Source organism: Cytobacillus sp. T106 (assembly GCF_040492155.1).
GTDB lineage: Bacteria > Bacillota > Bacilli > Bacillales > Cytobacillaceae > Bacillus_AB > Bacillus_AB infantis.
On record NZ_JBEUMK010000001.1, the window covers coordinates 1 to 26725 of the forward strand.

Genomic DNA, 26725 nt, shown 5'->3' on the forward strand with positions numbered 1-26725 from the left:
GATTGCCGGGGTGGCGGAACTGGCAGACGCACAGGACTTAAAATCCTGCGGTAGGTGACTACCGTACCGGTTCGATTCCGGTCCTCGGCACCATTAATTTTATTTTAACTATGCGCCCGTAGCTCAATTGGATAGAGCGTCTGACTACGGATCAGAAGGTTATGGGTTCGACTCCTTTCGGGCGCGCCATACTATTTATGTAATGAAAGCCAGAATATAAGCCAACGAGTGAACACCTGACTGCTATTGCAGGATGATGTGAATAAGGAAGCACTGAAGAGATTCGACGCTTATCATTTACATGACGGGGAGTAGCTCAGCTTGGTAGAGCACTTGGTTTGGGACCAAGGGGTCGCAGGTTCGAATCCTGTCTTCCCGACCATTTTAAAATTAATATGGGGCCTTAGCTCAGCTGGGAGAGCGCCTGCTTTGCACGCAGGAGGTCAGCGGTTCGATCCCGCTAGGCTCCACCATATAACCTTATAAAAAATACTTGATTTGGCGGTGTAGCTCAGCTGGCTAGAGCGTACGGTTCATACCCGTGAGGTCGGGGGTTCGATCCCCTCCGCCGCTACCAAATTAAGGACCTTTAGCTCAGCTGGTTAGAGCAGACGGCTCATAACCGTCCGGTCGTAGGTTCGAGTCCTACAAGGTCCACCATTTACTTGAAATATGGAGGTATACCCAAGTCTGGCTGAAGGGATCGGTCTTGAAAACCGACAGGCGGGTAACACCGCGCGGGGGTTCGAATCCCTCTACCTCCTCCATTATATTTTTGAATGATTTATATCGTCGCGGGGTGGAGCAGTCCGGTAGCTCGTCGGGCTCATAACCCGAAGGTCGCAGGTTCAAATCCTGCCCCCGCAATACTGGTCCCGTGGTGTAGCGGTTAACATGCCTGCCTGTCACGCAGGAGATCGCGGGTTCGATTCCCGTCGGGACCGCCATTTTCACTTGTACAATCCATATCCAGTATAGCTCAGTAGCTCAGTCGGTAGAGCAGTTTGATACCTTATCTGAAAAGCTTCTGCGGCAATCTGTGAGGAAGTCCGTGAGAATTGATGAACAAAGGACTTAAACCATACAAGGTTTAGGAAGTGAATTTTATTGTGGCTCAGTAGCTCAGTCGGTAGAGCAAAGGACTGAAAATCCTTGTGTCGGCGGTTCGATTCCGTCCTGAGCCACCATTTATTATTTTATCTAATAGCATTGAACAGTGGCGATTGTGGCGAAGTGGTTAACGCATCGGATTGTGGTTCCGACATTCGTGGGTTCGATTCCCATCAGTCGCCCCATAAAATTGCGGGTGTAGTTTAATGGTAAAACCTCAGCCTTCCAAGCTGATGTCGTGGGTTCGATTCCCATCACCCGCTCCAAAGTGGGCCTATAGCTCAGCTGGTTAGAGCGCACGCCTGATAAGCGTGAGGTCGATGGTTCGAGTCCATTTAGGCCCACCATTCCGCAGTAGCTCAGTGGTAGAGCATTCGGCTGTTAACCGAACGGTCGCAGGTTCGAGTCCTGCCTGCGGAGCCAATCTATGGGGAAGTACTCAAGTGGCTGAAGAGGCGCCCCTGCTAAGGGTGTAGGTCGGGCAACCGGCGCGAGGGTTCAAATCCCTCCTTCTCCGCCATAAGGCCCCTTGGTCAAGCGGTTAAGACACCGCCCTTTCACGGCGGTAACACGGGTTCGAATCCCGTAGGGGTCATACAAAAAAGCTGTCAGCATCATGCTGGCAGCTTTTTTGTATGCATTATTTTCTTTTAAGCATTTGCTTGATGCTTAATCTGGAAGCTCTTCATTGTTTTGCAGCCGGTTTCCCGGATTATTTAGATCTATATCCGAAACAACTCCTGTATAAGGCCCCCGGAACGTATCTCCTGTCGCCAGGATTTTTCCATCTGCAGGACCGAACAGCGGCAGTTTTTCTTCAGCAGCCTCTCTCTCCCGCAGGAGAAATTCTTCTTCCTGATTTGCCATCTTCATTCCACCCTTCATAAAAACATATGCTTATTATAGGCAATTCCCGCTAGAACCATTTCTATTTTACAAAAATAATCGAATTATAAGAGAAAATATCGAAAAATTTAAATTATTTTTACAAGGTATTTTTACATTGAACACGAATATAAAAAAGAATGTCAATGAACTAAAATCTGTTGGAAAGAAGGATGGCTGTGAAAACGATGTTACCCACCGACTATCAGATGCATTTATTTCATGAAGGCACCCTTTTTGACAGCCACCGTCTTTTTGGTGCCCACGTAATATTTGAAGATGGCAAGACCCTAACCAGGTTCGCTGTATGGGCTCCTAACGCCAAGGAAGTCAGGGTTGTAGGGGACTTTAACAGCTGGAATGGGGATGATTTCAAATTACATAGAATGAATAATGAAGGGGTATGGCACATAGTAATTGAGAAGGATTTGGCAGGCTGCCTCTATAAGTATGAAATATTGACACAAGAAGGCACCAGGCTGCACAAAGCTGATCCATATGCCTTCTATTCAGAGAAAAGGCCAGGCACAGCTTCAGTTGTATGGCCGCTTGAAGGCTATAAATGGAATGACCAGTCATGGCTGAAAGGAAGGATGAAGAAAAATACCTTTGCAGAACCGGCAGTCATCTATGAAATGCATGCCGGAACGTGGAAACGGAATAATGGCAACAGTCTGCTGAATTACAGGGAGCTGGCGGATGAAATTGTGCCTTATGTCCTTGAACATGGTTTCACACATGTAGAATTGCTCCCTCTTGTCGAGCATCCGCTCGATGCCTCCTGGGGCTATCAGGGGACAGGGTATTTTTCTCCGACCAGCCGGTATGGGAAGCCGCAGGATTTCATGTATTTTGTCGATCAATGCCACCAGCATAACATCGGTGTCATCCTGGACTGGGTTCCCGGCCACTTTTGCAAAGATGCCCATGGACTCTATAAATTCGACGGAACCCATCTCTTTGAATATAAGAACGAGAAGGATAGGGAGAATTATGTATGGGGCACTTCAAACTTTGACCTGGGCCGAAATGAAGTGCAGAGCTTTTTAATCTCCAATGCATTATTCTGGCTGGAAACCTATCATATAGACGGGTTCAGAATGGATGCAGTTTCTAATATTATTTATTGGCCCAATTCCCATGAACAGCATCAGAATCCGTATGGAATTGAATTCCTCCGCAAGCTCAACAGCACTATCAGGCAATATGATCCCTCCATTTTTTTAGCAGCTGAAGATTCATCCAATCTCCCTCAGGTGACCTCTCCTGCCCATTATGGCGGCCTGGGCTTTCATTACAAATGGAATATGGGCTGGATGAATGACGTACTGGCATATATGGAAACCAGTCCAGAGGCGAGGTCTGGAAAGCATGGCAATATTACATTTTCACTCTTATACGCTTTCAAGGAAAACTTTATATTGCCTCTCTCCCATGATGAAGTTGTACATGGAAAGAAGTCTCTCCTCAATAAAATGCCTGGAGATTATTGGAGAAAGTTTGCCCAGTTCCGGCTGCTCCTGGGCTATATGATGGCACATCCAGGTAAGAAACTGCTGTTTATGGGCTTTGAAATCGCCCAATTTTCAGAATGGAAAGATTCAGAAGAGCTTGACTGGAATCTGATGGATTATGAAATGCACCAGAAAGCAAACAGGTATACAAAGGATTTGATACGGCTTTACAGGAGGTCCAGGCCCCTATTTGAACTGGACCATGTCCAGGAAGGCTTTGAGTGGATTGATGCAGATAACCGGGAACAATCGATTTTCTCTTTCGTCCGCTTCAGTGCTGCCGAGGGTGAACACCTCATTGCAGTATGCAACTTTACAGCCGACCCGTATCGGAATTTCAGGATCGGAGTCCCGCATGCCGGAAGCTACAGGGAAATATTCAACAGCGATAAGGAAGAATATGGGGGATCCGGCTGGATCAACAAAAAAGTAGTCAAAACAGAAGAACTGGAATACCACGGCCGGCCTTATTCAATTCAAATGGCTATCCCGCCGTTTGGTATTACTATTCTGCGTCCTGTTAAACATAGAAAGGAGAGGAAAGGGAATGGCAAAGACAAAATGTGTGGCCATGCTGCTGGCAGGGGGAAAAGGATCAAGGCTTAACTCTCTGACTGAGAATCTTGCAAAGCCAGCTGTACCATTTGGAGGCAAATACAGGATCATTGATTTCACCTTGAGCAATTGCACAAATTCAGGGATTGATACAGTCGGGGTCCTGACCCAATATCAGCCTCTTGTACTTAATTCTTATATCGGCATAGGAAGCGCCTGGGATTTGGACAGAATGAACGGAGGGGTAACCGTTTTGCCGCCATATGCCGAATCTTCAGAGGTCAAGTGGTATACAGGCACGGCGAGCGCAATATTCCAAAATATAAACTATCTTAAACAGCATGAACCTGAGTATGTGCTCATCCTGTCAGGTGATCATATCTACAAAATGAATTATGACCTGATGCTTGATTATCACATTGAAAAGAACGCTGATGCTACCATTTCCGTCAAAGAAGTTCCCTGGGAGGAAGCCAGCCGCTTCGGAATCATGAATACGAACGATGATCTGAGCATTGCAGAGTTTGATGAGAAGCCGGAGAATCCGAGAAATAATATGGCTTCGATGGGAATTTATATATTTAAATGGGACGTACTTAAGGAGTATCTGGAACTGGACGATCTGGATAAGGACTCTTCACATGACTTCGGAAAGGATATTATTCCAAGGCTTCTGAATGACCGCAAAAGTCTCTATGCCTATCCTTTCAGCGGTTACTGGAAGGATGTGGGGACTGTGCAAAGTCTTTGGGAAGCCAATATGGACTTGCTGGATGACGATTGCCAGCTGGATCTGAATGACTATTCCTGGAGGATCTATTCTGTTAACCCCAACCATCCGCCGCAATATATCGCACCGATGGCGGAAGTGGATGAATCCATGATCAATGAAGGCTGTGTTATTGAGGGGGAAATTTATAAAACGGTCCTCTTTCAGGGAGTAGAGGTCAAAGCGGGTTCAATTATAAAAGAGTCGGTCATTATGCCGAATGCTGTCATCGGAAAAAATGTCTTTATTGAAAGAGCAATTGTTCCTTCTGATATGCACATACCGGACGGAACGGTTATCAGAGATGATGAAAATGAGGGTGAAATAATCCTTGTGACAGAGGAAATGATTAAGGAAATCCATTCATAGGAATATAAATCAGGAGGGGATATAGTTGAATAAGAGATTGCTGGGCGTTATAGATGCAACAACCTACCATGAAGGATTGGAAGAACTGATAGTCCACCGCTCTCTTGCGGCAGTGCCCTTTGCAGGCCGCTACCGGTTGATAGATTTTGTTCTCTCCAGCATGGTGAATTCAGGGATTGCCAGTGTGGCCATTTTCCCAAAATTTCAATACAGGTCACTGATGGACCATCTTGGATCAGGAAAGAACTGGGATTTGAACAGAAAGAGAGACGGCCTCTTTTTCTTTCCATCTCCGCTCCTTGATGGGCCTAGGCAGGGGGTAGGTTCCTTCAATCATTTTGCAGCCAACCTTGATTATTTCTACCGCAGCAATCAGGAATATTCTTTAATAGCAAATTGCTACACTGTTCTTAATATGGACTTTCGGCCGGCCCTTGAGAGGCATATCCAATCCGGATGTGACATTACGGAACTCAGGCATAACGGAAAATCCCTTGAAATGTATCTTGTGAAAACTTCCCAGCTGATCGAATTCATCGAAAACAGAAATGAAACAGGCTATTCCTGTATGAGCGATATAGCAGCCGACCTGAACCATGTTTATAAGGTCTGTGCGTACGAATATACAGGGCATGTTGCGAGGATCGACTCGATTGAAAGCTACTATCTGGCAAGCATGAGCATGCTTGAGCCCGAAACCTTCAACAAGCTGTTCCGTAAAGATCAGCCAGTTTATACGAAGGTAAAGGATGAGCCGCCTGCGAGGTACCTGAAAGGCGCAGGGGTGAAGAACAGCATGGTGGCAAACGGATGCCTTATAGAGGGAACGGTTGAAAACAGCATCATCTCCAGGGCTGTCAGGATTGGAAAAGGATCAGTTGTGAAAAATTGCATCATTATGCAAAAATGCCAGATCGGAGAAAACTGTATATTGGATTCAGTCATCATCGACAAAGATGTCAGAATTGAATCAGGGACTTTCATGGAAGGTTCTCCTGTGCAGCCAATCGTAATCCGGAAAGGAACTATACAAGGGGCGCTGATGAATTCATGAAAGTCTTATTCGCTGTATCTGAATGTGTGCCATTCGTTAAATCAGGGGGGCTTGCCGATGTGGCAGGCTCCTTGCCGAAAGAATTGAAAAAGCTGGGAACGGACGTAAGAATCATTCTGCCAAAGTATGGGAGCATACCGGAAACTTATAAGAAGAAAATGAAAAAGGTCAGGGAGTTCAGCGTTTCCGTGGGCTGGCGAAACCAGTACTGCGGAATCGAAGAGCTTGTCCATGACGGTGTCATTTTTTATTTTATCGATAACGAGTATTATTTTTTACGGGACCAGCTTTACGGATATTTTGATGATGGAGAAAGATTTGCTTACTTCAGCAGGGCTGTCCTGGAAAGCATGAGAGAGCTTGATTTCTATCCTGATATTATTCATTGCCATGACTGGCATACAGGCATGGTCCCCTTCTTGCTGAGTGTCCAATACAGACACATAAAGGAATATGCTTCTATAAAAAGCGTATTTACCATTCATAATCTTCAGTTCCAGGGCATCATGCCAAAAGAGGCGCTAGGTGACTTATTTGGCCTTGAAGAGTTTTGTTTTAATGCAGAGCAGCTCGAATTTTATGGCTGCATCAATTTTATGAAGGCGGCCCTTACATCTGCCGATAAAATAACAACCGTCAGTCCTACCTATAAAGCTGAAATTCAGAATGAATATTATGGAGAGAAGCTTGATGGGCTGCTTAGGATGCGGGACGGTGACCTGGCCGGCATACTTAATGGGATTGATGCTGATTTTTATGATCCGGAAAATGATCCGATGATTGCTGCGCCGTATAATGTGAATCTATTAACAAATAAAGGCAAAAATAAACGCAGCCTTCAAAAGATGGCCGGCCTCCCGGAACACCCGGAAGTACCCATTATTGCAATGATTACAAGACTGACGAGCCAAAAAGGCCTTGATCTTGTAAAGTGTGTCTTTCAAGAGCTGATGTCAGCGGAGGTACAATTCATTGTCCTTGGCACCGGAGAAGAGGAATTTGAACAATTCTTCGCCGGAATGGAGCAGGAATATCCGGAAAAGGTGAGAGCGTATCTACGCTTTAATGAGGATTTGGCCCATAAAATATACGCAGGCGCAGATTTATTCCTGATGCCTTCAAAGTTTGAGCCATGCGGCCTCGGACAGCTGATCGCCATGAGGTACGGGACGATACCGATTGTCAGGGAGACGGGGGGATTAAACGATACAGTCCATTCATATAATGGGGAGGCAGGAGAAGGAAACGGCTTCTCCTTTACTAATTTTAATGCCCACGATATGCTCTATACCATTAACCGGGCCATTTACTATTATAGCCGGAAAGAAGAGTGGAAAGAGCTGGTCAAGAGGACGATGAGCCTGGATTACAGCTGGGCCCAGTCTGCGTTCAAGTACAGCAAGCTTTACGAAGGGCTTGTTTCAGGGGAGTGAGAGGATGTTTTCGGATAAGGAAGAGTTCAAGGAGGTCTTTTTGACAAGGCTTGAAATGACCAGCGGGAAAAGCTTTCCTGACAGCACGAAGCGCGATCAGTACCAGACCCTCGGACATATGGTGAGGGAATATGTCAGTATGAACTGGATCAACACAAATGAGCGCAGCAGGATGATCAAGCAAAAACAGGTCTATTATTTATCCATTGAATTCCTTCTTGGACGGCTGCTGCGCAATAATCTGCTTAATCTCGGCATTCATAAAGTCGTTGAGGAGGGGCTGCAGGACCTTGGCATTGAACTGGGCGATCTTGAAGAGTCAGAGCCCGATGCGGGCCTGGGGAACGGGGGGCTTGGCAGGCTTGCGGCCTGTTTCCTTGATTCCCTTGCATCGCTCGATCTGCCAGGGCATGGGTGCGGTATACGCTATAAGCATGGGCTTTTTGAGCAGAAGATTGTCGACGGATATCAGGTCGAGCTGCCGGAACAGTGGCTGAGGCACGGAAACGTCTGGGAAATAAGAAAGGCTGATTCTGCAGTGGAAATCCCTTTTTGGGGAAGAGTGGAATGCAGCGAGGAGGAAGGCAGGCTGGTTTTCAGGCATCTGCCTGGTGAAACGGTTACTGCAGTTCCGTATGATATGCCGGTTGCAGGGTACCAAACTGAGACAGTCAATACATTGAGGCTCTGGAGTGCAGAGCCTTCTCCTTTTCCTCAGCATAAAAATATTATGCAATACAAAAGGGAAACTGAGCTGATTTCGGAATTCCTGTATCCGGATGACACACATGATGAAGGGAAAATCCTCCGTCTTAAGCAGCAGTATTTTCTTGTATCAGCGAGTATCCGGTCGATTATAGAGTCCTTTAAAAAGCAGCATGGAAATATGAAGGATTTTAATCAGTTTATCAGCATCCATATAAATGATACCCATCCGGTGCTTGCGATTCCGGAATTGATGAGAATTCTTGTAGATGAAGAAAAGATGGCCTGGGAGGAAGCGTGGGATATTACGGTTTCAACCATTTCCTATACAAATCATACGACGCTTTCCGAAGCATTGGAAAAATGGCCGATCCGTCTATTTCAGCCTCTTCTTCCGAGAATCTTTATGATTGCGGAAGAAATCAACAAGCGGTTCTGCCTGAAGCTGGAGGAAAAGTACCCCGGTGATTGGGAGCGGATCCGGTCAATGGCCATCATCTCCGATGGAGAAGTGAAAATGGCGCATCTAGCCCTTGCCGGAAGCCACAGTGTCAATGGAGTGGCGGCTCTTCATACAGAAATTCTTAAACACAGAGAAATGAAACAGTTTTACGAATTGTATCCCGAAAAATTCAACAATAAAACCAATGGCATTACACACAGACGGTGGCTGCTGAATTCCAACCCCCGCCTTGCGGGCCTGATCTCAGAAGCCATCGGTCCCGGCTGGATAAAGGAGCCCCAGCGCTTGGGAGAGATGGCCAAATTTGCTGAAGACAGCAGTATGCTCCTGGAGCTTGAGCTGATCAAAGAGGAAAATAAACAAAGGCTTGCCCGCCGGGTCAAGCAGCAGACAGGCCTTTCCATTGATACGTCATCTATTTTTGATATCCAGGTAAAGAGGCTTCATGCCTATAAAAGGCAGCTGTTGAATGTGCTTCATATTATGCATATGTATAATAGGATAAAAGAGGGGGATTCCCACATTCAGCCCCGGACTTTCATATTCGGTGCTAAGGCGTCTCCAGGCTATTATTATGCGAAAAAGATCATCAAACTCATCAATACAGTTGCTGAAAAAGTGAATAATGACCCGGCTGCGAATAAGCTGATTAAAGTCGTATTTCTTGAAAATTACCGGGTATCCCTTGCCGAAGAAATTTTCCCTGCTGCAGATATCAGTGAACAGATTTCCACGGCCAGCAAGGAGGCATCAGGAACGGGCAATATGAAATTTATGATGAATGGGGCACTGACCGTCGGTACTCTGGACGGCGCCAATGTAGAGATACTGGAGAGGGTTGGGGAAGAGAATATTTTCATTTTCGGGCTGGCTGCCGAAGAAGTTCTCCGTTATCAGCAGAATGGTGAATACCGGTCAATGGACTATTATCATCTTGATAAAAGGATCAGCACCATCATCAATCAGCTGACCAATGGATTTTTCCCTTATGCCGGGGATGAATTTGAAAGCATCGCGGATTCGCTGCTGATGCATAACGATCAATATTTTGTCCTCCGCGACTTCGATTCCTATGCAGCCATACAGAAACAGGCAGCTAATGCGTATGGAGACAGGCTTGGCTGGCAGCGGAAAAGCCTGATGAATATAGCCGCATCAGGTCATTTCTCCAGCGACCGGACCATTCGTGAATATGCCGAAGAAATTTGGCATATCCAGCCGGCAGCAAGCCATTCTAAATAAATTTTGCAGACGAAGCAAAAGGCCTGGTGGTTACCCACAGGCCTTTTGTTTGCCGTTTTTCAGCTGTCATTTGTTTTCCTTATCCTCCAGATAGCTGTCCCCTTTTTTATAAGGGACCTTGCCGAACGGCGCATCCAGATTTTCATCTTCCAATTCCTGCTGGTATTGCTCTTCTGTATCCGAGCGGACAACCCTTCGATTTTTCCCTTCTATATCAGTCGCACTGAAGGTTTCATATTCTTCTGTGAATCCTTCATCATTATGATCCGTATCATACAGACTGTTATAATCCTTATGCTGACCGTTGAAATCGGACGGTGTTTCGGAGGTGCCATAGCTGGCAGCCTGTTCAAAGCTGTCCTGTTCATCATTAATGTCTTTGTAATCATCAAAATTAAAATGGTTGTCATGATTGGGACTCAGCACGTCTTCCTCTGCAGGCCGGTCTGATGCAGGATGCTGAGAAGGAGCATGGTCAACACAATATAAAGCCGTTGGGACTGCCTCAAGTCTTTCAAAAGGAAGGTCCTTTCCACACTCCCTGCACTTTCCGTAAGTCCCATCCTCAATTGCCTGGAGGGCTTTGTTCACTTTATCCAATTCCTCGTTCTGATGCTCTTCGATTGCCTGATCTTTCTCTCTTTCAAAAAGCTCAGTGCCCGCATCACCGGGGTGGTTATCGTACATCGACAGTTCACCGACTGTATCCCTTGCGCTTTCATTGTCAAAGCGGCTGTTCGTATCACTGTCCAGCTGTTCTTCAATGGTCTTCTTATCTTCTTCCAGCATAGACTTCAAATCGTTGATCTGATCCTTTGTAATCATTGTTCCACATCCTGTTCCATTAGTAGTATTTATTAGAATAAAAGGCCGTTTCCGGCTAAAGAGACAGTTGCATGCAGGCCTATTTGCCTTGCTTAGAAATTACCCTTTATTCAGCCAATGAAACATGGCGGGAAGACCGCAAAAAAAGCCCTCTGCACAGTGCAGAAGGCTATAATATCAATTTTTTACAGCAGATATCCCAGAAACAGGCCGACAGACAGCAGAAAACCGAAAATGGTGTTCGTCTGAGCGGTAGCCACCATGGCAGGCATCATTTGGGCCGGCTTTGTTTTGCCGATGAAGCCCTTTGTTGCCTTCACAGCCTTTGGGGTGCTGAGAGCGACAATGGCCAGCCACGGAGAGATATAGCCTGCAGCTATCATTACGAATATCCATATATAAGAAATGGTGAACATGATCCCAAGGAAGTATATTGCCTTGTCCCTGCCGAGCAGAATTGCCAGGGTCTTCCTGCCAAATTCCTTGTCTCCATCCAGATCCCTGATATTGTTGGCCATCAGAATCAGTCCGACGAGGATGAAAATAGGAACTGAAATCATCACACTAAGCGTGGTAACTGTGCCTGTCTGGATAAAGAAGGATATGAGGATGATCATCATACCCATGAAGAAGCCTGCTACAATTTCCCCAAATGGCGTATAGGCAATCGGGAAAGGGCCTCCAGTATACAAATAGCCGGCTGCCATACAGACAAGTCCTACCGCGGCAAGCCACCAGCTGCTGTTCATGCAGATATAAACGCCAAGGAGCAGCGCGATGAAGTAAAGGGCAAAGGCAAGCTGAATCACTGTCTTAGGTTTAATCCCTTCACGCACGATGGCGCCGCCAATCCCAATGGATTCAGCTGTATCAAGGCCGCGCTTAAAGTCAAAATATTCATTGAACATATTCGTAGCCGCCTGGATCAGAAGGCTGGCCACGAGCATGGCCAAGAAAAGGCTGAAGCTGATATCTGTTGTATCTATTGCCAAAGCAGTGCCCAGCAGGACGGGCACAAAAGCTGCCGTCAAGGTGTGCGGCCTGGTTAATTGCCACCAGACTCTCCATCCGCCCGATTTCATGGCAGGCGAAGGATCGGGATGCGTTTGTGGTTGCATTTTTGACTCTCCCCTTAATATATTCTTTGTATAACAAACCTTTATATTTTAGCTTAAAATCAGCTGCAGGTCAAAAATGTCCTGACATACTCAAGTTTAGCAAAGATCAATGGGGTGTCAATGGATTTTTGCATACTGCCGAGGCGGGAATTACCTGATTTTCCGCCTTTTTTCAGGCATCGTGCTGCCAAACATAAGATATGGAAGGAAAACGTGAAGAGCGGCTTTTATAATATTGATGATACATGCATCCTCAGGCCGATGTTGTTGACATCATATAATCATGAGGTGTATCTTAAAATAAGCTGAAAAACGAAAGAATAACAGCGGTTAAGCTGTTATTGGAGGGATTTTCTTGGTTACGATACAGGATACGGAACTTAAGGAAGGAATCCTGGAAGCAATTAAAAGGGCCGGGGCTTTTTCGGAGCCTATCCTTGTCAGTGAAGTCCATAAACTGGACCATATTGACCCATTATCATTTTTTGCTTCAGGAAGACAGGCGTTTTTTGGTGAACGCTTTTACTGGAAAGATCCTTCGAATGAAACCATCCTAGCCGGTTTGGGAATATGCAAACTTATTCAGTCGGATATGGCTTCCGGCCGTTTTTCTCATGTAGAAAAAGAGTGGAAGCGCTTTATCCGCAATGCAGTCATATATAATGAATACTCTGCCGCCGCTGCAGGCCCTGCCCTGTTCGGGGGATTCTCTTTTGATCCGGAAAAGGAAAAGACCGCATTATGGTCCAAATATCCGGATTCTCTTTTTCATGTTCCGAGGTATTTGCTGACGCAGACTGGAGGACAAACATTCCTGACGACAAATGTTGTCTGCACGAAACATGATGATGTGTCGCTTGCTGAGAAAATCAGGGAAGAAAGGCGCCTCCTGCTCGAAGGGATTGGGGCATCTGTTCAGGAGGAGGAAAGCAGGCTTATCTCTGAAGAGGAAATTCACCCGCAGGAGTGGATGGATTCAGTCACTTCAGCGGTCGAAAATCTAAAGGCTGGAAAGCTTAAGAAAGTGGTGCTTGCAAGGGAACTCCGGCTTTCTTTTTCCGGGAAAATAAAAGCGGAGCAGGTACTGGGCAAGCTTCACAATGAACAGAATGAAAGCTTTATCTTTGCTTTTGAATCCCAAGGGGACTGTTTTATCGGGGCTTCCCCTGAACGGCTTGTTAAAAAGAAAGGAAAAAGCCTTTATTCGACCTGCCTTGCCGGGAGCATTCCGAGGGGAAAGACTCCTGCGGATGACCAGGCACTTGGGGAGGCATTATTATCGGATGAAAAAAATCTCATAGAACATCAGTATGTGGTTGAAATGATAAAAACGGCCATGGATGAAGCCTGCGAGGAGATTATAATTCCTTCAAAGCCCCGGCTAATGAAAATGAAGCATATCCAGCATTTGTACACACCAGTGGAGGGGATGACGAAAGAGGAAGCTTCATTGCTCCTGCTGGTTGACAAACTTCATCCGACCCCTGCACTCGGCGGACTGCCCAAGCAGGAAGCTGTGGATATGATCAGAGAGATTGAGGAACTTGACCGGGGCTATTATGCGGGGCCGCTGGGCTGGCTTGATTACAGCGGCAATGGAGAATTTGCTGTATCGATTCGTTCCGGCCTTCTTCAGGGAAATGAGGCTTCTTTATTTGCCGGATGCGGAATCGTGGAGAGTTCAAACGCTGAGAGCGAATTCATGGAAACCAAGATCAAATTCCGTCCTATGCGGTCAGCTCTGGGAGGACTAACAGAATGAATCATCAAGAAGCATTAACAACTTATATTGCTGCATTTGTCTCGGAGCTGGCCAAAACCGGTGTCCGGGACGTTGTTGTCAGCCCGGGATCCCGTTCTACGCCGATGGCCATGATTATGGCGGAACATCCGGAACTCAATGTTCATATTCACGTCGATGAGCGTTCGGCCGGCTTCTTTGCCCTCGGAATCGCCAAAGCATCAGGCAGACCGGCTGCACTGCTTTGTACTTCAGGGACAGCCGCGGCGAATTACTTTCCGGCTGTTGTTGAGGCAAAGATCTCGAGAGTCCCGCTCGTCGTCCTGACGGCAGACCGTCCTCATGAATTGAGGGATGTAGGAGCACCTCAGGCAATTGATCAGATCCACCTTTACGGCGGGCATGTTAAATGGTTTGCAGAAATGGCTCCGCCCGAGAGCTCACATGAAATGATCAGATATGCCAGGACAGTATGTGCCAGGGCATATGCAGAGTCAGTGAAGGCCCCTGCCGGTCCTGTCCACCTCAACTTTCCTTTTCGCGAGCCCCTTATACCTAAGCTCGATGAAAATCTGTTCGAAAGCCGGGAAAGGCCTGAGGGTTTTGTTTCCATCCAGCAGGGGGAGCTTGCTCTTCCGGATTCTGTTTTCAGAGAGATGGCAGACGACCTCTCATCCTTCCAAAAAGGCATCATCATTTGCGGACCCCATGAAGACAGCCGCTTTGCAGCTGAAGTGGTCAAGCTGGCAGAGACGCTGGATTTTCCGATTTTAGCGGATCCGCTCTCACAGCTGAGAAGCGGCAAGCATGATAAAGCGCTTGTTATTGACGGATATGACAGCTTCCTGAGGACAGATGCAGCGAAAGAAGCCCTGAATCCGGATGTGGTAATCCGCTTCGGATCGATGCCTGTCTCAAAGGCACTCACCATATTCTTAAAGGAAAACAAAGATAGCAGGCAAATTGTTGTCGATGGCGGTGCAGGCTGGCGTGACCCGTCCCTGCTTTCTTCAGAGATGGTCTATTGCAGTGAGGCCCTCTTTTGTGAGAAGGTACAAAGCTTTGCTGGTCGCAGGGAGCCTGGGGGCGAATATAGTGCGCTATGGAAAGAGGTTAATGAAAAAACGAAGCTGGTGCTTGCAGAGGCCGGCTCGGCTATAGAGATGAGCGAGGGGAAGCTGTTCCTCCAGCTTGCAGAACTACTGCCTGATGAGAGTACACTGTTTGTCGGAAACAGCATGCCGATCCGTGATCTCGACACCTTCTTCCATAATAATGACAAAAGCATTCGCGCGATGGGCAACAGGGGTGCTAACGGAATCGATGGAATCATTTCCACTGCACTGGGTGCCGGCTTATATTCTCAGCCGCTTTATCTGGTGCTGGGGGATTTGACATTTTTCCATGACCTTAATGGCCTGATTGCTTCAAAGCTCCACAATATCAATGTCCATATCCTGCTCATCAATAATAATGGCGGCGGTATATTCTCATTCCTGCCCCAGGCAGGCGAGAAAAAGAATTTTGAGCTCCTTTTTGGCACGCCTTTGGATTTAGATTTTGAGCATGCGGCAAAGCTTTACGGCGCGAAATACGACCGCGCTGAAACTTGGGAAGAATTTGAGCGTGCCATTAAAGAGGGCTATGGTGATCACAGCCTAAAGGTAACCGAAATAATGACAAACCGGGACAAAAACCTTGCTGAGCATCGAGAATTGTGGAATCGTGTTTCCCGGGAAATAAACCTGTTCCTAAAAGGAGAATAAGAATGAAATTTGTAAGCGGCGGAGGCTCCTACCATGTCGAAATAGAAGGCAGCGGTTTTCCTCTAATCCTGCTTCACGGGTTCACAGGCGACCGTTCCACCTGGGACCCATTCATTCCCTGCTGGAAATCAGAATACATGCTCATATCCATAGATATCGCCGGACACGGAGACACTGTTATGCCTGCTTCGGAAGAAAGCTATACTGTCACTGCAGCTGCCCGGATGATCCATGAGCTGATGAAATCGCTGCAGATACCAAAGGCCGATCTATTGGGCTACTCAATGGGCGGGCGTCTGGCTTTGTCATTTGCCGCCCTATATCCCGGCAAAGTCAGAAAGCTGATCCTTGAGAGTGCTTCGCCTGGATTAGAGACTGCTGAAGAAAGAAAGAATAGGCGTAATCAGGATGAGCGGCTTGGGGAATACATAAAAGAGAACGGAATTGAAGCATTCGTTGATTACTGGGAAAACATCCCTTTGTTCAAAACGCAGAAAATGCTGCCGGCTGATGTCCAAATGCAGATCAGGGAGCAGCGGCTTCAGAACAGCCCCGAAGGACTTGAATTCAGCCTGAGGGGGATGGGGACAGGGGCCCAGCCATCCTGGTGGGGCAAGCTCCCGCATATAAAGGCAGACACCCTTCTGGTCACAGGCACTGAGGATATAAAATTCTGCACCCTGGCTGAAAGGATGTCCAAGCTGATTCCAGTATGCCAATGGGAGACTGTATTTGGAGCCGGACATGCAATACATGTGGAAGAACCAGAAAAGTTTGGTACAATAGTAAGTGAGTTTTTGCAGAAATTATAAAAAGGAGGATTCCGTTATGACTGTAGAATGGATTGCTGGACGCAATTATGAAGATATTTTATACGAAACTTACAACGGAATTGCTAAAATCACAATTAACAGGCCAGAAGTACATAATGCCTTCCGTCCGAAAACCGTAATGGAGCTGATTGATGCTTTTGCTTATGCGCGCGATGATGCAAGCGTAGGTGTTATCATCCTGACTGGTGCAGGGGAGAAAGCATTCTGTTCCGGCGGCGACCAAAAGGTCCGCGGGCACGGCGGATATGTGGGCGAAGATGAAATCCCGCGCTTGAATGTCCTGGATTTGCAGCGACTTATCCGTGTCATTCCAAAGCCTGTCATTGCGATGGTAAAAGGCTATGCAATCGGTGGAGGCCATGTCCTTCATATCGTATGTGACCTGACTATTGCTGCTGATAATGCGGTCTTCGGACAGACAGGCCCTAAAGTCGGAAGCTTTGATGCAGGGTACGGATCAGGCTATCTGGCAAGAATCGTCGGCCATAAGAAAGCACGCGAAATCTGGTTCTTATGCCGTCAATACGGCGCACAGGAAGCTCTTGATATGGGGCTTGTCAATACAGTTGTGCCGCTTGAAAAAGTGGAAGAAGAAACAATTCAGTGGTGCGAGGAAATCCTTGAGAAGAGCCCGACAGCCATCCGCTTCCTGAAAGCAGCGTTCAATGCAGACACAGACGGACTGGCTGGAATTCAGCAGTTCGCCGGGGATGCTACGCTTCTTTACTATACAACAGATGAAGCGAAGGAAGGCCGCGATGCGTTCAAAGAAAAGCGCAAGCCGGACTTTGGGCAATTCCCGCGTTTCCCTTGATTAATAGGATAATAAAAACAGCTTGATGGCAAACCATCAGGCTGTTTTTCTATGGCATTTTAAAACGCTGGATATGCAAGGAAGGTGAAGCCAATGGGTGAATTTCTCCCGCAATTTTTAAAGAAAAGAGCCGATTTAACACCGGACAGGCACGCCCTCTATTTTGAAGGAAATGCCTATACTTTCAAACAATTATACGATGCAGCCTCCCAGGTGGCCGGAAAGCTGGCTGGTGCAGGGGCAGTCAGGGGCTCATATACCGGGGTGCTCCTGAAAAATCATTCTGATTCTGTCTTCATCCTGCTTGCCCTTCAGCTATTGGGAGCCACAGCGGTTATCCTGAATAACCGGCTGACTGCTGAGGAGATCGGCTGGCAGCTGGCAGATTCCAATGCTACGCTTCTGATTACAGAGGCAGCATTTACAGATAAAGCCCGGGAGCTGTCACTGGATGGCTGCAGCTTGGTGATGAAGGAGGTGCTCGCTGAACAGCCTTCAGCTGCCATTATGGCGGTGGAGGAAGTTTCGCTGGATCAGGTGTGCACCATCATGTACACCTCCGGGACGACCGGACATCCGAAAGGAGTTCTTCAGACATATGGAAACCACTGGTGGAGTGCCTCGGGATCAGCCTTCAATCTTGGCGTCAGGGAAGATGACTGCTGGCTGTGCGCCGTCCCTTTATTCCATATCAGCGGCTACTCCATCCTGATGAGAAGCCTGATCTACGGAATCCCCGTCGTTCTGCACGGATCTTTCAGCGAGGAGCAGATCATCACGGACATTCGGGAGAAAAAGGTGACGATCATGTCTGTCGTCAGCACAATGCTTTCAAGGTTTGCTGCTTCAATTGGAGATAACGGGCTGCCATCTCATTTTCGCTGCATGCTTCTTGGCGGCGGACCCGCTGCGCGCGATCTGCTCGAAAAATGCACGGCAAAGGGTCTGCCAGTCTATCAAAGCTATGGCATGACTGAAACTTCATCCCAAATCGTGACACTTGCTCCTGAATACAGCTTCTCAAAGCTCGGTTCGGCCGGGAAGCCGTTATTTCCTTCCCAACTGAGAATCATGGAGGGAGACAGGGAAGCAGAAAGAGGCCAGGCTGGTGAAATTGCCGTTAAAGGACCTAATGTCACACCTGGATATTTGAACAGGGAAGCGGAGACGGCCAAGGCGATGAAGGACGGCTGGTTTTACACAGGAGATATCGGCATGCTTGATGAGGAAGGTTTTCTTTATGTACTTGACAGGAGATCCGACTTGATCATTTCCGGCGGGGAAAATATATACCCGGCAGAAATCGAGGGAGTGCTCACTTCACATCCTGCAGTTGCTGATGCAGGTGTCATCGGTGTGAAGGACCCGGATTGGGGAGAAGTGCCGGCTGCTTTCATCCAGACCATGAATGGTGCAGAACTGTCATCTCAAGAAATCGAGGAATTCTGCCTCGGAAGGCTGGCAAAGTATAAAGTACCGAAAGCCTGCTATTTCGTTGAAGAAATTCCGAGGAATGCATCGCGAAAAATTTTGCGAAGAGAGCTGCGCACCATGCTGGGGAAGGGCGGAGAAGAATCATGAATATAAAAAAGGCTGTATTGCATGTGATCAGCATGCAGCTGAAAAAGCCTTTTTCCACCCATCTTGGCACTGTCAGCAGCAGGGAAGCCATTATTATCGAGCTGATAGACAGGGACGGATTGAGCGGATTTGGAGAAGCGGTTGCTTTTTCTTCTCCTTGGTACACGGAAGAGACTGTCAGGACATGCTATCATGTCATCAAGGATTTTCTCATTCCTTTGCTGAAGGAGAATCCCGGCCTGAAGGCGGAAGATGCTCACATCCTGTTCAGCTCTGTGAGGCGAAACCAGATGGCAAAGGCGGGACTGGAGTCAGCATTATGGGACCTCCAGGCCAAACAGGAAGGAACGCCGCTCCATTCTCTGCTGGGAGGAACGAGAAGCCTGATTGGCTCTGGTGTCGCTGTGGGTGCAAAAACCGTAAAGGAAAGTCTCCTGCAGATCGAAGGATTTCTTCAGCAAGGCTACAGGCGCATCAAGGTGAAAATCAGTCCGGAAAATGATCTGCAGCTGTTATCAGCTATCCGGAAAGAATATCCGGATATCGACCTGATGGCCGATGCCAATTCCGCTTATACGCTCAAGGATAAAGACAGGCTGAAGGCACTTGATGAATTCAGGCTGCTGATGATTGAACAGCCGCTTGCCCATGATGATATTATCGACCATAGTGTCCTGCAAAAAAGCATCAGCACCCCGATCTGCCTGGATGAAAGCATTGTCTCTTTCAGTGATGCGAGGAAGGCAGCTGAGCTTGGCAGCTGTAAAGTGATCAATATTAAACCCGGCCGGGTCGGCGGATTATCAGAGTCTAAGCAGATCCATGATTATTGCCTGCAGAATGGAATTCAGGTATGGTGCGGCGGCATGATTGAATTCGGCGTTTCAAGGGCCCATAATATCTCTCTCGCTTCACTGCCGGGTTTTGAGATACCAGGGGACATATCAGGCTCTGAGCGCTACTGGGAACAAGATATCATCACGCCCGGAGTCACTGTGGAGGATGGTTTTATAAATGTTCCTGAGGGGCCGGGAATAGGCTTTGAAATAAACAGGCGCAGGCTGGCGGAAGTGACATTGAAGAAAGAAGCTGTGTCATTCGTTTAAACCTCAAAAAACAGGCACTTGCTTAACAGCAGTGTCTGTTTTAAATATAAGGCTCTGTTAAGGTCTGTTGTTGATTTTTTGATTGGATGGAAAGATAAAAAAGGAAGTCTTATCCTTATTTGAGTGACCATAGAGCCTTAAAATAAGCGGAGATTCTCTGGTTAGGATGCTTAATATGGCACTGGTGGGTGTAAATAAGCGGAGAATTTCCGGTTATGGTGAGCGAAGTTGCCCACTTTCCTGTTTTTTGATCCGATAGCCGTAATTTCTCCGTCTATTTAAGCTATTTTTAGAGATTTTTTGAATTTAGGGGGAATTCTTCCGCTTATTTTTCAACCTGTCACCGGTTCCCTTATTCAGGTCCGGGAAGTCGCCCTTTTTTGGCTGGGCGGGGATTGCCCTTTTATAGATTTTGATTATAGGGCGGGTCAGTTTAACGCAAATATTAAAAAATTGAACTCCCGCAAATCAGGAATTGAACTTTGAATATAAAGGAATATTCACCGCAGGGTTATATATTAATACACTCCCCAATTCCTTTAGTCTGCTCCCCATTTTATCCTCAAACAACTCATGTTTACCATAACCCGGCATAGTGAATGAGAATAATATAGATAACAGAAAGGAGGTTAATCTATGGTGCATAAACTAACTGCTGCTGTTCTTCTTGCTGCCCTTTTAGCCGGATGTTCAGAAGGCGGGTCAGGGGATGGTACAAAGGAAGAAGCAGGTGCCGTGGAAGAAACAGCCAGTCCTGGGAATGTAAATGGACAGCAGCCAGAAGGCGGAAAGGAAGATCAGGTAGGAGAGCATGAAAAAAATGATGAGCCAATTGAACAATCGGCAGAAGAAATGGCAAAGAGCATTGTGAAGGCGCTGGAAAATGAAAACTACGGCGCAATCTCAGAATACGTCTCTAAAGAGAAGGGTCTGTTGATTTCACCATACGAATTTATTGAAAGCGATGCAGTCGTCTTGTCTAATGAAGAGATGGAGAATCTAAGCAGCATTGAAAAAGAATATTTGTGGGGATACCATGATGGAAGCGGCAAGCCCATCCGGTCGGTGCCGCAGGCTTATTTTGACCGGTATAAAGGATTTACAGAGCCGGATCAGATCATATTGGATGATGTGCAGCAGAGAGGCAACACGAAGAATAATATTAAAGAAGTCTTTCCTGATTCAAAAACGGTAGAGTTTTATCAGAATGGAACAGATAAATATGGAGGGATGGATTGGAGGAGTCTGTACTTGGTATTTCAGCAAGATGCAGAAGGCAAGCTGAAATTGTCTGCGCTGGTTACAGGAGAATGGACTATTTAAAAGCCAGGCCAGGACAAATTTCCCGGCTTGGCGTTTTACATTTCCTATTCATGCGGCTTGAAGGTTTTGCAGTCCGTTTCATGGCTGTTCTCGGCCTGTTCGCCATGATGGCTGACAACATAAATCTGGTCGGCGCCGCAGTTATTCCCTTTTTTCCAGTAGGTGCAGTTGTTTACTTCACATAGTACATCCTGTGCCATCTGTATCCACTCCTTAAAGTATTTGATACAGCATTAGCTTTTGCTGCCCGGCTGGTGGGAATACGTGACAGAAAAAGGGAAGCTTTAGTTCGGCTGTTTGCTGCCCTTTTGCCTCAGGTAGCGTTTGTCTTTCATAAAAAGGCTCCAGAAGTAGACAAAACCCGGGAAAAGAATGGCAAAGCCTGCAATATAGGTGGCAAACACGGCCCTGAATGAATTGGGGTCTGTAAACCCTGATTCAATGGTGACCTCAGGATAGACCATGTATGGGAGATGTGCCTTTCCGTAAACAAAACTGGCTGCCAAATATTGCAGTGTGACAGCGATGACAGCAAGCCTTGGGATTCCTTTCGTCCCTTTTTTTGTAACTGAAGGCAGGAGCAGCGCCAGGATTCCCAGTAGAAATAAACCTACTGACAGCATCAGAATGGGCATATCCTCGATCATTTTATTATACAGCCAGGCAGCTTCAAGGCTGAGGGTATGCATAATGACAACACCCATTAAGAGCGATACGGGCCCGATCATCAGGGCATCCCGGCGGTAAACATAGTAAGCATCCATTTCATCCGCTGCCTTGGAATAATCGGCCAGAAGAAGAGAAGAAAGAAACAGAGTGCTGCTGACGGCAAAGCCGAAAAAGGCATACTCGTTTTGGCTTGTGAAAAGCTTGGCCAGATTAAGCGACTGGCCGCCGTCTGAAAAGTCAATATAATCGCCGTGTGTAATCGGCAGCACACTGATCAATAGGCCGGGAATCAGAATCCCCGAAATCCCGGATATGATGGTGAGCGGCTTTTTATAGTCACTCGCAATGTTCGAGAACACAAGAAATGCGCTTCGGATGGCCAGCAATAAAAGGATCATGCTCCCAGGTACAAGCAGCACGGTGCCCAATGTGTAAGCTGCGCCTGGAAACAGGCTGTATATTGCAACGACGAGTGCCACAATGAAAGTGTTCGTCACTTCCCATGTCGGGGAAAGATAGCGGTTGGCGATGTTAGTGGCCTTTGTTTTGGTCCTTTTCATATAGACCATCGACCAAAAGCCGGCGCCGAAATCCATCGTTGCCATGACAGCATAGATGAATACAAATCCCCACAGGATTGTAATGGCTAATAGAGCATCTGACATGCTTTCTCACCCCTTATGTATTGGAGCCATACAGCGGGACTCCCTTTTCCTTGGTCCGGTTGATATCGTCGAGTACCGTATTTCTTTTGAAATAATACAGAAGCACCAGTACAACCGTCAGTCCGAGAATGACATAAACGGCAGCAAAAAGGACAAATAAGATGCCAAGGTTCCCGGCCGTCGTTACCGAATCCTCAGTTGACAGTACCCGGTAAATTGTCCAGGGCTGTCTGCCTGTGCAGGCGAAAATCCACCCGAATTCAATCCCGAGGACAGCGGCAGGGCCGGACAGCACAAACGCCCACATAAATATTTTTGGGAACCTGTCTTTTTTTAAGAATTTATTCCAGAAAAACGCTACAAAGGAAAGGAGGATCAGCAGACTGCCTATGGCCACCATCCCATTGAAGAGCGTATGGACAAAAAGCGGCGGCCACAATTCTTCCGGAAAATCGTTCAGGCCGATGACCACTGTGTCAAAGCTGTTTCCTGCCAGAAAGCTGAGCGCCCATGGAATTTCAATGCCCCATTTTACCTCCTGTGTCTCCCGGTCGGTAAAGCCTCCGACTGCAAGCGGGGCATGTGACTGCGTCTCAAAAAGCCCCTCCGCGGCAGCGAGTTTTTCCGGCTGGTACTCATGGAGATACTGGGCGGAAGCATGGCCGTTCAAGGCAGTCAGCAATGAGAAAATGCCGCCGACAATCAGGCTCAGCATGAGTGCTTTTTTATGAAAATCATATACCCTTGTCCCGAACTTATTGCGCAGCATCTTAAAAGCAGCCACAGACGCGACTACAAAGGCGCCTGTTGTATAGGCAGAAACAGCCACATGGCCTGCTGTCACGAGAAAGCTTGGATTGAAGAAGGCTGCCCAGGGATCAATGTCTACAATTTCTCCGTTTTCAATCCTGAAGCCCTGCGGTGTCCCTTCAAAGGCATGGACATTTGTTATCAGGACAGCAGAAGCAAATGCACCGAGTGCAACGAGGACAAGGCTCGAAATCCTCATCCACGGAGGGATCCGTTCAGCAGCATAGACATAAATGGACATAAACAATGCTTCAATGAAAAAGGCATAAATCTCAATCTGGAACGGAAGGGCCATGACCCGCCCAATCACTTCCATAAAGCCCGGCCAAAGCAGGGAGAGCTGAACGCCCGCAATGGTTCCTGTCGGAATGCCGACTCCGAGGAGGACAGCAAAGGCTTTTGTCCAGCGCTTTGCCATGATGACATAGTCATGGTCCTTTGTTTTCTGATAAATAAGCTCTGCTGTCAGCATCATCAGCGGCAGCCCAACGCCGATTGTCGCGAAAATAATATGGAAACCCATTGTTGTCCCAAACAGAGAGCGCGCAATTACCAAGTCATTCATATTTATCTTCCTTTCGCCAATTCTTCCATTTACATAGTGTCTGCGATTCATTCTGGAATATGTAAACATTTCCTTGAAAACAGAAAGAAAATGACAGGTGAATTTCGCTCATATAAAAAAGCAGCAGGAATATTACCTGCTGCTGTATCCTTAATTATTCAAGGCTTTCTCTATCCCTTTCAGGTTGTTTTCCATCAGGGTAAAGTAGGTTTCTTTATTATCGATATTTTCATCTGTCAGCACAGACAAATTATGAAGCTGCAGCGATTTGGCGCCAACTTCATTCTGGACGATTTCCGTCAGTTTTGAGCTTACATTCTGTTCAAAAAAGATATAGGTCAAGCCGTGCTCCCTGGCTGTTTTGATAATGTTTTCCAATTCCTTCTGTGTTGGTTCATTGGATGTGGAGAGACCTGAAACACTGATTTGCTCTAAACCATATCTTTTCTCCCAGTATCCGTATGCAGCATGGGAGACAATGATTTCTTTATGTTTTGCAGAATCAATAGTTTCCTTAAATTCATGGTGGAGGGAATCCAGTTCAGCGGCAAGCTTTTGGAAATTTTCTTCAAATTCCTTTTGGCGCTCCGGCATCTTCTCTGCCAGCTCATCTTTAATAGCTTCAGCCAGATCGGCAGCATAAAGAGGATCAAGCCATACGTGAGGATCAACATCGCCATGATTGTGTCCATCATCTTCATGGCTGTGTCCGTCATCTTCATGGCCTTCCGCTTCTGTTCCTTCTTCATGGGCGTGCCCATCTTCTGTACCGGTCATATCAATATTTTCTCCTGCCGCCAGCAATGTTACATTCTCATTCTCGAGGGTGCCTTCGGCTTTGCTCACAAATCCTTCAAGGCCAAGGCCGATGTAAATGAACAGATCTGAATCGGCAAGAGCCATCATATCCTTTTGCGAGGGTTCGAATGTGTGCTCGTCAGCTCCCGGAGGATAGATGGTTTGGGCATCTACATAGCTGCCGCCAATTCTTTCCGCAAAATATTGGAGCGGATATACCGTTGTATACACATTCAGCTGATTTTTTGTATTTTCCTCCGCCTGGTCTGCATTTCCGTCCCCGCAGCCCGCCAGAAAAAGGCTGACCGGCAGCAATAGGGTGAGGAGCATGATTAACTTTCTCATAATAACCGCCTTTCATAAGTAAACCGTATTTATTTCGATTTGATTGTGATACATGATCATATGTTCTTAATGTTGATTATATAATACGTAATCGTTACGATTTTACTAAGTAATCTTACAAAATTTTTCTGTGAAAAGCAAGGGAAAAATTTTGTCTAAGAGAACGGGATTATGTATGCTAGAAGGTAGTGAATCATTATAAAGCCTACAGGAGGATATTATGAAACTGTTACAGCAAATATTAGACCATAACAAGGATTTCGTTGAAAATAAGCGTTACGAGGAGTTTGCAACAACAAAGTTTCCCGATAAACGGATGGTGATCCTGACATGTATGGACACAAGGCTGCTTGAGTTATTGCCAAAAGCCATCAATGTTGCGAATGGGGATGTCAAAATCATCAAGAATGCAGGTGCGCTTGTGGCCCATCCGTTTGGCAGCATCATGCGAAGCATCCTGGTGGCTGTTTATCAGCTGCAGGCGGACGAAGTTTTCGTCATCGGCCATCATGACTGCGGAATGAGCGCCATCAAGCCGGAGCTTGTGATTGAAGAAATGAAGAAGAGAGGCGTGGACGAGTCTGCCTTTGAAACGCTGGCATATTCAGGGATCAATGTAGAAGAGTTCCTTAAGGGATTCAGCTCCGTAAGCGAAAGTGTCGCCCACAGCGCCGATATGATCAAAAAGCACCCGCTCATGCCGAAGGATGTACCGGTCCATGGCCTTGTCATCAATCCGGAAACAGGAAAACTGGACCTGGTGGTTGACGGGTACGGGCAATAGTCATTTCTCGTTTTTCTCAGGAACAGGATCAAAGCCTCCAGGATGGAATGGGTGGCATTTGGTTATTCTGCGCACAGCAAGCCAGCCTCCTTTAAAGGGGCCAAATCTTTTGACGGCCTCCAGACCATAATGGGAGCAGGTCGGGTAAAAACGGCAGGACGGCGGCTTAAGGGGCGAAATGGCAATCTGATAAAAACGGATCAGTCCGATCATCATCTTTTGAAGCATGTACTGCCTCATCCTTTCTACATCATAATTATTGATTATACTGTTTTGGAATCATAAGAGTCCATCTGCATGCATAGTTATGCTGGTAACGGACTGGGAATTTTATTCTATATTAATTTGATGAAAATAGTCGGCTTTTGCGTTATAATTGAAATTAAGACTTATAAGGAGTGATTACATGCCTTCAGTAGAAAGCTTTGAATTAGATCATAATGCCGTTAAAGCTCCATATGTAAGACATTGCGGTGTCCACAAAGTGGGAAGTGACGGAGTTGTTAATAAATTCGATATCCGCTTCTGCCAGCCAAACAAGCAGGCGATGAAGCCGGACACCATCCATACGCTTGAACATCTGCTTGCTTTTAATATCCGTACCCATGCAGAGAAATACGATCATTTCGATATTATTGATATTTCTCCAATGGGCTGCCAGACTGGCTACTATCTTGTTGTCAGCGGGGAGCCGACAGTGGAAGAAATCATTGATTTGCTTGAAGATACATTAAAGGATGCTCTTGAGATCACTGAAATTCCGGCTGCAAACGAAAAACAGTGCGGCCAGGCCAAGCTACATGACCTTGAAGGGGCAAAGCGTCTTATGCGCTTCTGGCTGGATCAAAGCAAGGAAGATCTGAAGCAAGTATTTGCTTAATAG

22 protein-coding genes and 16 tRNA genes are annotated in these 26725 nt (G+C 46.8%); 30 read left to right on the top strand and 8 right to left on the bottom strand.

Translation table 11 applies throughout. The features are described 5' to 3' along the window. The first annotated feature begins 4 nt into the window (after nt 1–4). The 16 genes from ABU165_RS00005 to ABU165_RS00080 all read left to right on the top strand — a co-directional run bounded on the left by ABU165_RS00005 (nt 5) and on the right by ABU165_RS00080 (nt 1705). Nucleotides 5–93, top strand: a tRNA-Leu gene (locus ABU165_RS00005). A 19-nt stretch (nt 94–112) separates the two neighbouring features. Further along, a tRNA-Arg gene (locus ABU165_RS00010) sits at nt 113–189 on the top strand. Between the two features lie 116 nt (nt 190–305). Then, nucleotides 306–382: transfer RNA gene (locus ABU165_RS00015), tRNA-Pro, on the top strand. Between the two features lie 15 nt (nt 383–397). Beyond that, nucleotides 398–473 (top strand) — tRNA-Ala (locus ABU165_RS00020). Nucleotides 474–500: 27 nt separating this feature from the next. After that, nucleotides 501–577, top strand: a tRNA-Met gene (locus tag ABU165_RS00025). Nucleotides 578–583: 6 nt separating this feature from the next. Next, nucleotides 584–660: transfer RNA gene (locus ABU165_RS00030), tRNA-Ile, on the top strand. A 14-nt stretch (nt 661–674) separates the two neighbouring features. Next, nucleotides 675–767, top strand: a tRNA-Ser gene (locus ABU165_RS00035). Between the two features lie 26 nt (nt 768–793). Beyond that, nucleotides 794–867, top strand: a tRNA-Met gene (locus ABU165_RS00040). Nucleotides 868–871: 4 nt separating this feature from the next. After that, nucleotides 872–947: transfer RNA gene (locus tag ABU165_RS00045), tRNA-Asp, on the top strand. A gap of 164 nt (nt 948–1111) precedes the next feature. Beyond that, a tRNA-Phe gene (locus ABU165_RS00050) sits at nt 1112–1187 on the top strand. A gap of 32 nt (nt 1188–1219) precedes the next feature. Further along, nucleotides 1220–1295 (top strand) — tRNA-His (locus tag ABU165_RS00055). Nucleotides 1296–1302: 7 nt separating this feature from the next. Continuing rightward, nucleotides 1303–1376: transfer RNA gene (locus ABU165_RS00060), tRNA-Gly, on the top strand. Between the two features lie 4 nt (nt 1377–1380). After that, a tRNA-Ile gene (locus ABU165_RS00065) sits at nt 1381–1457 on the top strand. Between the two features lies 1 nt (nt 1458). Beyond that, nucleotides 1459–1533 (top strand) — tRNA-Asn (locus tag ABU165_RS00070). A 6-nt stretch (nt 1534–1539) separates the two neighbouring features. Then, nucleotides 1540–1630 (top strand) — tRNA-Ser (locus ABU165_RS00075). 3 nt (nt 1631–1633) lie between these two features. Further along, nucleotides 1634–1705 (top strand) — tRNA-Glu (locus ABU165_RS00080). A 74-nt stretch (nt 1706–1779) separates the two neighbouring features. On the opposite strand, the gene ABU165_RS00085 is transcribed toward ABU165_RS00080, so the two are convergent. Then, nucleotides 1780–1977, bottom strand: a complete 198-nt coding sequence (locus tag ABU165_RS00085; protein ID WP_318059628.1) for a hypothetical protein — start codon at nt 1975–1977, stop codon at nt 1780–1782. A 191-nt stretch (nt 1978–2168) separates the two neighbouring features. Between ABU165_RS00085 and glgB the strand changes: the two genes are divergently transcribed. Genes glgB through ABU165_RS00110 form a run of 5 tightly spaced genes read left to right on the top strand, consistent with a single transcriptional unit; the run spans nt 2169 to nt 10099 of the window. Further along, entirely contained in the window at nt 2169–4115 is a 1947-nt protein-coding gene (gene glgB / locus ABU165_RS00090) for a 1,4-alpha-glucan branching protein GlgB (protein ID WP_101552943.1), read from the top strand. Next, a complete protein-coding gene (locus tag ABU165_RS00095) occupies nt 4057–5202 on the top strand; it encodes a glucose-1-phosphate adenylyltransferase (RefSeq protein WP_022544316.1) in 1146 nt (381 codons plus the stop codon). Before glgB ends, ABU165_RS00095 begins: the two co-directional genes overlap by 59 nt. A gap of 25 nt (nt 5203–5227) precedes the next feature. Continuing rightward, on the top strand, nt 5228–6256 hold the full coding sequence (locus tag ABU165_RS00100; protein WP_253618248.1) for a GlgC family sugar phosphate nucleotidyltransferase: 1029 nt from the start codon (nt 5228–5230) through the stop codon (nt 6254–6256). Further along, on the top strand, nt 6253–7689 hold the full coding sequence (gene glgA / locus ABU165_RS00105; RefSeq protein WP_094769598.1) for a glycogen synthase GlgA: 1437 nt from the start codon (nt 6253–6255) through the stop codon (nt 7687–7689). The genes ABU165_RS00100 and glgA overlap by 4 nt, the downstream gene beginning before the upstream one ends. A 4-nt stretch (nt 7690–7693) precedes the next feature. Beyond that, nucleotides 7694–10099, top strand: coding sequence for a glycogen/starch/alpha-glucan phosphorylase (locus ABU165_RS00110; RefSeq protein ID WP_009795320.1), 2406 nt, complete (start codon nt 7694–7696; stop codon nt 10097–10099). Nucleotides 10100–10165: 66 nt separating this feature from the next. On the opposite strand, the gene ABU165_RS00115 is transcribed toward ABU165_RS00110, so the two are convergent. Together ABU165_RS00115 and ABU165_RS00120 are read right to left on the bottom strand one after the other, a co-directional pair. Then, nucleotides 10166–10924 carry a TraR/DksA C4-type zinc finger protein gene (locus ABU165_RS00115; protein WP_009795318.1) on the bottom strand — a complete coding sequence of 253 codons (759 nt, stop codon included), beginning with the start codon at nt 10922–10924 and terminating at the stop codon, nt 10166–10168. Nucleotides 10925–11109: 185 nt separating this feature from the next. After that, nucleotides 11110–12042, bottom strand: coding sequence for a 1,4-dihydroxy-2-naphthoate polyprenyltransferase (locus ABU165_RS00120; RefSeq protein ID WP_318059627.1), 933 nt, complete (start codon nt 12040–12042; stop codon nt 11110–11112). Between the two features lie 355 nt (nt 12043–12397). On the opposite strand from ABU165_RS00120, the gene ABU165_RS00125 reads away from it, so the two are divergent. The 7 genes from ABU165_RS00125 (at nt 12398) to ABU165_RS00155 (ending at nt 21206) form a co-directional block, all read left to right on the top strand. Next, nucleotides 12398–13804 carry an isochorismate synthase gene (locus tag ABU165_RS00125; protein ID WP_009795315.1) on the top strand — a complete coding sequence of 469 codons (1407 nt, stop codon included), beginning with the start codon at nt 12398–12400 and terminating at the stop codon, nt 13802–13804. Then, nucleotides 13801–15549, top strand: a complete 1749-nt coding sequence (menD, locus tag ABU165_RS00130) for a 2-succinyl-5-enolpyruvyl-6-hydroxy-3-cyclohexene-1-carboxylic-acid synthase (RefSeq protein WP_009795314.1) — start codon at nt 13801–13803, stop codon at nt 15547–15549. The genes ABU165_RS00125 and menD overlap by 4 nt, the downstream gene beginning before the upstream one ends. Before the next feature lie 2 nt (nt 15550–15551). After that, nucleotides 15552–16361 (top strand): 2-succinyl-6-hydroxy-2,4-cyclohexadiene-1-carboxylate synthase, encoded by an 810-nt coding sequence (gene menH, locus ABU165_RS00135; RefSeq protein WP_318059626.1) that lies wholly within the window; start codon nt 15552–15554, stop codon nt 16359–16361. Between the two features lie 16 nt (nt 16362–16377). Then, nucleotides 16378–17196 carry a 1,4-dihydroxy-2-naphthoyl-CoA synthase gene (gene menB / locus ABU165_RS00140; protein WP_009795312.1) on the top strand — a complete coding sequence of 273 codons (819 nt, stop codon included), beginning with the start codon at nt 16378–16380 and terminating at the stop codon, nt 17194–17196. Between the two features lie 93 nt (nt 17197–17289). After that, a complete protein-coding gene (locus tag ABU165_RS00145) occupies nt 17290–18777 on the top strand; it encodes an o-succinylbenzoate--CoA ligase (protein ID WP_306010399.1) in 1488 nt (495 codons plus the stop codon). Continuing rightward, entirely contained in the window at nt 18774–19883 is a 1110-nt protein-coding gene (gene menC / locus ABU165_RS00150) for an o-succinylbenzoate synthase (protein ID WP_318059625.1), read from the top strand. The genes ABU165_RS00145 and menC overlap by 4 nt, the downstream gene beginning before the upstream one ends. Before the next feature lie 636 nt (nt 19884–20519). Further along, nucleotides 20520–21206 carry a hypothetical protein gene (locus tag ABU165_RS00155; RefSeq protein WP_224952356.1) on the top strand — a complete coding sequence of 229 codons (687 nt, stop codon included), beginning with the start codon at nt 20520–20522 and terminating at the stop codon, nt 21204–21206. Nucleotides 21207–21250: 44 nt separating this feature from the next. Here the strand turns inward: ABU165_RS00155 and ABU165_RS00160 are convergent, their stop codons facing one another. From ABU165_RS00160 to ABU165_RS00175, 4 genes are all read right to left on the bottom strand, one after another. Further along, nucleotides 21251–21406 (bottom strand): DUF1540 domain-containing protein, encoded by a 156-nt coding sequence (locus ABU165_RS00160; protein ID WP_009795307.1) that lies wholly within the window; start codon nt 21404–21406, stop codon nt 21251–21253. 84 nt (nt 21407–21490) lie between these two features. Next, nucleotides 21491–22540, bottom strand: coding sequence for a cytochrome d ubiquinol oxidase subunit II (locus ABU165_RS00165; RefSeq protein ID WP_101552960.1), 1050 nt, complete (start codon nt 22538–22540; stop codon nt 21491–21493). A 13-nt stretch (nt 22541–22553) separates the two neighbouring features. Next, nucleotides 22554–23915: a cytochrome ubiquinol oxidase subunit I gene (locus ABU165_RS00170; RefSeq protein WP_022544313.1), complete on the bottom strand. Its 1362-nt coding sequence runs from the start codon at nt 23913–23915 to the stop codon at nt 22554–22556. Nucleotides 23916–24065: 150 nt separating this feature from the next. Further along, the gene (locus ABU165_RS00175) at nt 24066–25058 is read right to left on the bottom strand and encodes a metal ABC transporter solute-binding protein, Zn/Mn family (protein ID WP_318059624.1); all 993 of its coding nucleotides are present in this window, start codon (nt 25056–25058) and stop codon (nt 24066–24068) included. A 220-nt stretch (nt 25059–25278) separates the two neighbouring features. Here ABU165_RS00175 and ABU165_RS00180 point away from each other — a divergent pair, with 220 nt between their 5' ends. Beyond that, nucleotides 25279–25842, top strand: a complete 564-nt coding sequence (locus ABU165_RS00180; protein ID WP_009795303.1) for a beta-class carbonic anhydrase — start codon at nt 25279–25281, stop codon at nt 25840–25842. Here ABU165_RS00180 and yidD read toward each other — a convergent pair whose 3' ends face one another. Then, nucleotides 25843–26070 (bottom strand): membrane protein insertion efficiency factor YidD, encoded by a 228-nt coding sequence (gene yidD, locus ABU165_RS00185; protein ID WP_022544312.1) that lies wholly within the window; start codon nt 26068–26070, stop codon nt 25843–25845. It abuts the gene before it with no gap. 178 nt (nt 26071–26248) lie between these two features. Between yidD and ABU165_RS00190 the strand changes: the two genes are divergently transcribed. Next, complete coding sequence (locus ABU165_RS00190; protein WP_009795301.1) at nt 26249–26722, top strand: S-ribosylhomocysteine lyase; 474 nt, start codon at nt 26249–26251, stop codon at nt 26720–26722. The last annotated feature ends 3 nt before the right edge of the window (nt 26723–26725 follow it).

Coding starts and splice junctions, on each gene's coding strand:
- ABU165_RS00085 (WP_318059628.1), bottom strand. CDS start 1,977: ATGGCAAATCAGGAAGAAGAATTTCTCCTGCGGGAGAGAGAGGCTGCT.
- menC (WP_318059625.1), top strand. CDS start 18,774: ATGAATATAAAAAAGGCTGTATTGCATGTGATCAGCATGCAGCTGAAA.
- menD (WP_009795314.1), top strand. CDS start 13,801: ATGAATCATCAAGAAGCATTAACAACTTATATTGCTGCATTTGTCTCG.
- menB (WP_009795312.1), top strand. CDS start 16,378: ATGACTGTAGAATGGATTGCTGGACGCAATTATGAAGATATTTTATAC.
- yidD (WP_022544312.1), bottom strand. CDS start 26,070: ATGCTTCAAAAGATGATGATCGGACTGATCCGTTTTTATCAGATTGCC.
- ABU165_RS00190 (WP_009795301.1), top strand. CDS start 26,249: ATGCCTTCAGTAGAAAGCTTTGAATTAGATCATAATGCCGTTAAAGCT.
- ABU165_RS00115 (WP_009795318.1), bottom strand. CDS start 10,924: ATGATTACAAAGGATCAGATCAACGATTTGAAGTCTATGCTGGAAGAA.
- ABU165_RS00175 (WP_318059624.1), bottom strand. CDS start 25,058: ATGAGAAAGTTAATCATGCTCCTCACCCTATTGCTGCCGGTCAGCCTT.
- ABU165_RS00160 (WP_009795307.1), bottom strand. CDS start 21,406: ATGGCACAGGATGTACTATGTGAAGTAAACAACTGCACCTACTGGAAA.
- ABU165_RS00145 (WP_306010399.1), top strand. CDS start 17,290: ATGGGTGAATTTCTCCCGCAATTTTTAAAGAAAAGAGCCGATTTAACA.
- menH (WP_318059626.1), top strand. CDS start 15,552: ATGAAATTTGTAAGCGGCGGAGGCTCCTACCATGTCGAAATAGAAGGC.
- ABU165_RS00120 (WP_318059627.1), bottom strand. CDS start 12,042: ATGCAACCACAAACGCATCCCGATCCTTCGCCTGCCATGAAATCGGGC.
- glgB (WP_101552943.1), top strand. CDS start 2,169: ATGGCTGTGAAAACGATGTTACCCACCGACTATCAGATGCATTTATTT.
- ABU165_RS00170 (WP_022544313.1), bottom strand. CDS start 23,915: ATGAATGACTTGGTAATTGCGCGCTCTCTGTTTGGGACAACAATGGGT.
- ABU165_RS00165 (WP_101552960.1), bottom strand. CDS start 22,540: ATGTCAGATGCTCTATTAGCCATTACAATCCTGTGGGGATTTGTATTC.
- ABU165_RS00155 (WP_224952356.1), top strand. CDS start 20,520: ATGGTGCATAAACTAACTGCTGCTGTTCTTCTTGCTGCCCTTTTAGCC.
- ABU165_RS00110 (WP_009795320.1), top strand. CDS start 7,694: ATGTTTTCGGATAAGGAAGAGTTCAAGGAGGTCTTTTTGACAAGGCTT.
- glgA (WP_094769598.1), top strand. CDS start 6,253: ATGAAAGTCTTATTCGCTGTATCTGAATGTGTGCCATTCGTTAAATCA.
- ABU165_RS00095 (WP_022544316.1), top strand. CDS start 4,057: ATGGCAAAGACAAAATGTGTGGCCATGCTGCTGGCAGGGGGAAAAGGA.
- ABU165_RS00180 (WP_009795303.1), top strand. CDS start 25,279: ATGAAACTGTTACAGCAAATATTAGACCATAACAAGGATTTCGTTGAA.